We start from the raw sequence: 4,977 nt of genomic DNA on the forward strand, positions 1-4,977 counted from the left end.
TCATAGAATAGTTGGAAAATGCCATCTACTGGACTAAAAATCCTCTTGGTTGAGGATGATGAACTGTTCTTATTGGGGTTGCGTGTCAGATTGCAACAGGAACCAGGATTAGAAGTTGTAGGGGAAGCTGAAGATGGAGAAACTGCCATAGAGCTAGTTTCCCAATGTCCTATTGACATCGTACTGTTGGATGTGGGATTACCAGGAATCGGAGGTATCGAAGCTTGTCGTCAAATTAAACAGCAACATCCCAAATTACCTGTATTGATTTTGACTTCCCATTCCCAACAAGCACTGATTTCTCGCTTGATTGAAGCTGGTGCTCAAGGCTATTGTTTGAAAGGAATACCCGCAGAAAAATTGGTATTAGCATTGCGTTCTGTCGCAGCTGGTGCATCGTGGTGGGATGAAACTGCAACCAAAGAAATTCGCTCTCAATTTAAATCCAACTCCACATGTCTGAATTTAGAAGAAGTATCAAATACTCTCAGTTCAGTAAATCCACTAACACAGAGAGAACAGGAAATTCTCTTGTTATTAGCGGAAGGTCAAACAAATCAACAAATAGCAAATGTACTTTATATTACATCTGGGACGGTAAGAGTCCACGTCCATGCAATTTTACATAAATTAGAGGCACGCGATCGCACTCAAGCTGTCACCATTGCGATTCAAAAAGGTTTGATTACTGGTGATATGTCGAGATTAAATGTTAACTAATCATCCTCTGTATCAGCATCCGTAAGTTCAATTGCCAAAGCAATTTGATAAATGTGACGACGGTTAATTGAAGTCAGATTTGCTAACTGACGACTTGCTTGCGATCGCGATACTTTTTGACTCATGATTTTTTTGAGTTCTACAACAATTTCCTCGTCGGAAAGTTGAGGTTTATTTGCTTCTAATCCCGCAACAACTAAAGTAAATTCTCCTTGTGGTTCTTTTTCTTGATAATACTTACAAGCATCACCAATTGAACCTCGCCAAAATTGTTCATAAAACTTCGTTAATTCCCTTCCTAAAACAATTTTACGTTCCATTCCCAAAACTTCTGCAAAGTCTTGTAAAGTTGCTCGCAAACGGTGCGGTGATTCATAGAAAATTAAAGTGCGGGTTTCTATCTTGAGAATTTCTAACTGTTCCCGTCTTTGGTGAGTTTTTGGTGGTAGAAAACCCTCAAATACAAATTTATCAGTAGGTAAACCACTTGCAGATAAAGCCGTAATTACCGCACTGACACCAGGGATAGGTACAACCGAGATACCAGCATCAATACAAGCTTTAATTAACTCATATCCAGGATCGGAAATACCAGGCATTCCCGCATCAGATACAAGTGCGATCGCATTTCCTGCGGTTAGTTTTTCTAATAGCTCTGGGACGCGACTACTGCTATTATGTTCATGGTAACTAATCTGAGGTGTTTTAATTTGGAAGTGTTGTAATAATTTCCCAGTATGACGAGTATCTTCAGCCGCAATTAAATCGACGTTTTGCAGTGTTTGTATAGCCCGAAAAGTAATATCTTCTAAGTTACCAATCGGAGTACCGACAACGTAAAGTGTACCTGGTTTAATTTCCATATTTTAGGTTAGGGAGTAGGGATAAAGAATAATCATTGTAGGATTTTGTATTTGAGTAAGGTACAATTTCCATCTATCCTTATTAATTCATATTTATCCGCGTACCCTGCGGGTAGGCACGGAGTGACTTCCAAAGGTAGCCGCATTAGACGAGCGTACATCGGAGAGGTTGCCGTAGGCTAGCGAGACTTCTCGCAGATTAGCGTCTAAATTTGCGTCTATCTGCGGTTTTTATCTCTTGTCATATATTTATCTATTAACAATTACCTAATGAACGGATTATTCATAGGCTTAAGCACCTTAGATTTAATATACCTTGCCAATTCACCACCCGAAAATAACCAAAAACTAGTAGCTTTAGATTATACCATTGCTGCGGGTGGTCCAGCGACAAATGCAGCAGTGACATTCAACCATTTGGGAAACACAGCAACAATATTAGCTGTAGTTGGTTCCCATCCGATGACGCAATTAATTCACAGTGATTTAGAAAATTGTATAGTGAATCCAAATCACCAAATTAATCTTATCGACTTAGAACCAAAAAATCAAAATCCACCCCCAGTTTCTTCAATCATTGTCACCAAAACAACTGGTGAAAGAGCAGTTATTTCTATCAACGCAGTCAACAATTCAGTTAATAAGCAAGCTATACCCGCAGATGTTATTGAAAGTATTGAGTTTTTTGATATTGTTCTTATAGATGGACATCAAATAGAAGTCGGTTGCGAGATTGCTAAACTTGCGAAATCTAAAAACATCCCGGTTGTTCTTGATGCTGGAAGTTGGAAACCTGGATTTGAAAAGATATTACCTTTTGTTGATTATGCTATTTGTTCGGCAAACTTTTATCCTCCCAATTGTTATACTAGCGAAGAAGTTTTTACTTACCTCAGCAAAATCAAAATACCACATATCGCGATTACCCACGGTGAAAATCCGATTGAATATTTAATCCCGGATTTCTCCTCAAACAGTTCTGATTTAGGGATAAGGTCATTCATTAATGTACCAAATATCCAACCAGTTGATACACTAGGTGCTGGAGATATCTTTCACGGTGCATTCTGTCATTACATATTACGTGAAGATTTTCCCGAAGCACTTTCTTTATCTGCTGAAATTGCAGCCTATTCCTGCCAATTTTTTGGGACTCGTCGCTGGATGCTCAATCCAAGATAGAATCAACATGGGAAGAGAAATATCAATCCAAATATAATGAATTTTTGTAAAAATTTCGTTTACATTGAGCCTGCGAAATGCTAATATTAGTTGGGAGTTGAGTTTTTTGACAATGGGAATATTGACATCTTTAAAAAAATTACAAAGCCCCAATTATATTAAATTTCAACTTCATAAAATAATTATCGCTCAAGATGACCCAAAAATTCTTCTTTTAAATAAAAATTTACAAAAGCTTGAAAAAGTGTAAATAATAGGTTTGCGATCGCAATATTCCAAAAAAGTATGAAAACACCAAAAGAAATATTAGAAATTGCTCGTCCGATTACTTGGGAAGCAGCAAAGTTACTCCGTTCATTCTATACAGGTACTGGAAAACAAAATTTAGATATTCAGTACAAAGATGGTAAAATTGATGACCCAGTGACAGCCGCAGATATAGCAGTTAGCAATTACTTAATTGAACAACTACAGGCAGAATTGGGAACAGAATACTTTGGGTATATTAGTGAAGAGACTTATCAAGGGGAACAACTAAAAAATGAATTTGTATGGATAATTGACCCTTTGGATGGAACACGGGATTTTATTGATAAAACAGGAGAATATGCAATACATATTGGACTAGTAAAAAAAGGTCGTCCAGTATTAGCATTAGTTGCCGTACCTGAGTTAGAAAAAATATATTATGCAACAAAAGGAGACGGAACATTTGTAGAAACACGGGATGGAAAAACGCAAAAACTGCAAGTCTCCACAGAAAAGAAAATTGAAGACTTAAGCGTACTAGTTAGTCGTTCCCATCGTAGCCCAGCATTAGATTATATCTTAAGTAAATTACCATGTAAAACCCATAAAAACCTTGGTAGCATCGGTTGTAAAATCGCTTCAATAGTAGAACATCAAGCAGATGTTTATATTTCGCTGTCAGGTAAATCTGCCCCCAAAGATTGGGATATTGCCGCACCAGAATTAATCTTAAGTGAAGCAGGGGGATTATATACAAACTACGAGAATTCGCTGCTGCAATATAATACAGGAGATGCCAATCAATGGGGTGGATTATTAGCAAGTAATGGTAAATATCACGATATATTATGCAAGGAAGCAGAAAAGTATTTAGCAGAATTTAATGCCTGAGTCAGTTAAATTGGGATATTTAATTATCTATAAGTCTCCAAAAGCAAAGAACCTAGTTTTCTGACTAGGTTCTTTAAAAGCATTGGGGTAAATCCCCTGAGTTTTCGGTATAGAGAGTTCAGTATAAGTTGCTTATCTTAATTACTACTACAAACCCATCGACAGCGATTTCGGAAAACGAGCAATTTTTTTGAGATTTATTGAGGATTGCGATCGCACTCTCAATATCCTCTCCGCGCAACTCTGCGTGAACCTCCGCGAACCTCTGCGTTTAAAAGCAAAATTCTGTGGGCTGTGCATAGAACGAATTGGACATTCATCCTCACCTTCGGTGAGGATGAATGTCCAATGAACAGAATTTTCAATTCCCCAATGCTGTGGAATTGCACTACTAATTTTGTTCGCATCACTGGCGAGGCTGGTGATGTAAAATTGTACCTCATGGGTAGTTTTATTCCAATGCTGAATCGTACGCACTACCATAACTACTGTTTTCAGTCCGACCCACAAGTCTTGTTCATGAAGTCCAGGAAGCTGTGCCACTGGCGTAGTAATAATTTCCTGCTTTACCAAAATATTTTACCAATTCTGAGTGCGATGCCCTTGGCGACCACTTTGTGGTATCGCTCTTTCAAATCTGCCCCAGTAAAAATACCCAACGATTGCATTTTAGCGGCTGTGACTTTACCGATACCGTGAAACTTTTCGATAGGTAATGATTCCACAAAAGCTTCGGCATCTTTAAGTATAATAACCTTCATACTGTTGTGTTTATTTATACTCAATGCTATTTTTGCTAGGAATTTGTTGATGGATACTCCAGCTGATGCAGTGAGGGTGGTTTGGGCAAATATCTCTGCTCTGATTAACCTAGCTATCGTGGAAGCATAAGGTATATTTTGTTTATTTTCGCTGACATCGAGATATGCTTCATCTAATGCCACAGGCTCAAATATGTCTGTGTAATGCTTGAAAATATCGTGTATTTGCTCTGATAAACCTCGTCCATTTTGAGAACTGGAGTTTTCCACGAAAATATATTATTGTGAATTTAGGGGTGTAGTTGAGAGTG

Annotated in this window: 6 protein-coding genes; 3 read left to right on the plus strand and 3 right to left on the minus strand. The window is 37.9% G+C overall.

What is annotated here, in order from left to right:
• The first annotated feature begins 18 nt into the window (after positions 1–18).
• Positions 19–720 carry a response regulator transcription factor gene (locus CK510_RS26125; protein WP_095724449.1) on the plus strand — a complete coding sequence of 234 codons (702 nt, stop codon included), beginning with the start codon at positions 19–21 and terminating at the stop codon, positions 718–720.
• Here CK510_RS26125 and rsmI read toward each other — a convergent pair.
• The gene (gene rsmI / locus CK510_RS26130; RefSeq protein ID WP_095724450.1) at positions 717–1,583 is read right to left on the minus strand and encodes a 16S rRNA (cytidine(1402)-2'-O)-methyltransferase; all 867 of its coding nucleotides are present in this window, start codon (positions 1,581–1,583) and stop codon (positions 717–719) included. The genes CK510_RS26125 and rsmI overlap by 4 nt on opposite strands.
• A 270-nt stretch (positions 1,584–1,853) precedes the next feature.
• On the opposite strand from rsmI, the gene CK510_RS26135 reads away from it, so the two are divergent.
• Positions 1,854–2,765, plus strand: a complete 912-nt coding sequence (locus tag CK510_RS26135) for a sugar kinase (protein WP_095724451.1) — start codon at positions 1,854–1,856, stop codon at positions 2,763–2,765.
• Positions 2,766–3,050: 285 nt separating this feature from the next.
• The gene (locus CK510_RS26140) at positions 3,051–3,905 is read left to right on the plus strand and encodes a 3'(2'),5'-bisphosphate nucleotidase CysQ family protein (protein ID WP_095724452.1); all 855 of its coding nucleotides are present in this window, start codon (positions 3,051–3,053) and stop codon (positions 3,903–3,905) included.
• Positions 3,906–4,052: 147 nt separating this feature from the next.
• Here the strand turns inward: CK510_RS26140 and CK510_RS26145 are convergent, their stop codons facing one another.
• Both CK510_RS26145 and CK510_RS26150 read right to left on the minus strand, forming a co-directional pair.
• Positions 4,053–4,478, minus strand: coding sequence for an ISAs1 family transposase (locus CK510_RS26145; protein WP_245912442.1), 426 nt, complete (start codon positions 4,476–4,478; stop codon positions 4,053–4,055).
• Complete coding sequence (locus CK510_RS26150; RefSeq protein WP_245912443.1) at positions 4,472–4,936, minus strand: Y-family DNA polymerase; 465 nt, start codon at positions 4,934–4,936, stop codon at positions 4,472–4,474. The genes CK510_RS26145 and CK510_RS26150 overlap by 7 nt, the downstream gene beginning before the upstream one ends.
• Positions 4,937–4,977: the final 41 nt, after the last annotated feature.

The organism is Brunnivagina elsteri CCALA 953 (genome assembly GCF_002289455.1).
GTDB classification, from domain to species: Bacteria; Cyanobacteriota; Cyanobacteriia; order Cyanobacteriales; family Nostocaceae; genus Brunnivagina; species Brunnivagina elsteri.

Coding starts and splice junctions, on each gene's coding strand:
- rsmI (WP_095724450.1), bottom strand. CDS start 1,583: ATGGAAATTAAACCAGGTACACTTTACGTTGTCGGTACTCCGATTGGT.
- CK510_RS26135 (WP_095724451.1), top strand. CDS start 1,854: ATGAACGGATTATTCATAGGCTTAAGCACCTTAGATTTAATATACCTT.
- CK510_RS26125 (WP_095724449.1), top strand. CDS start 19: ATGCCATCTACTGGACTAAAAATCCTCTTGGTTGAGGATGATGAACTG.
- CK510_RS26140 (WP_095724452.1), top strand. CDS start 3,051: ATGAAAACACCAAAAGAAATATTAGAAATTGCTCGTCCGATTACTTGG.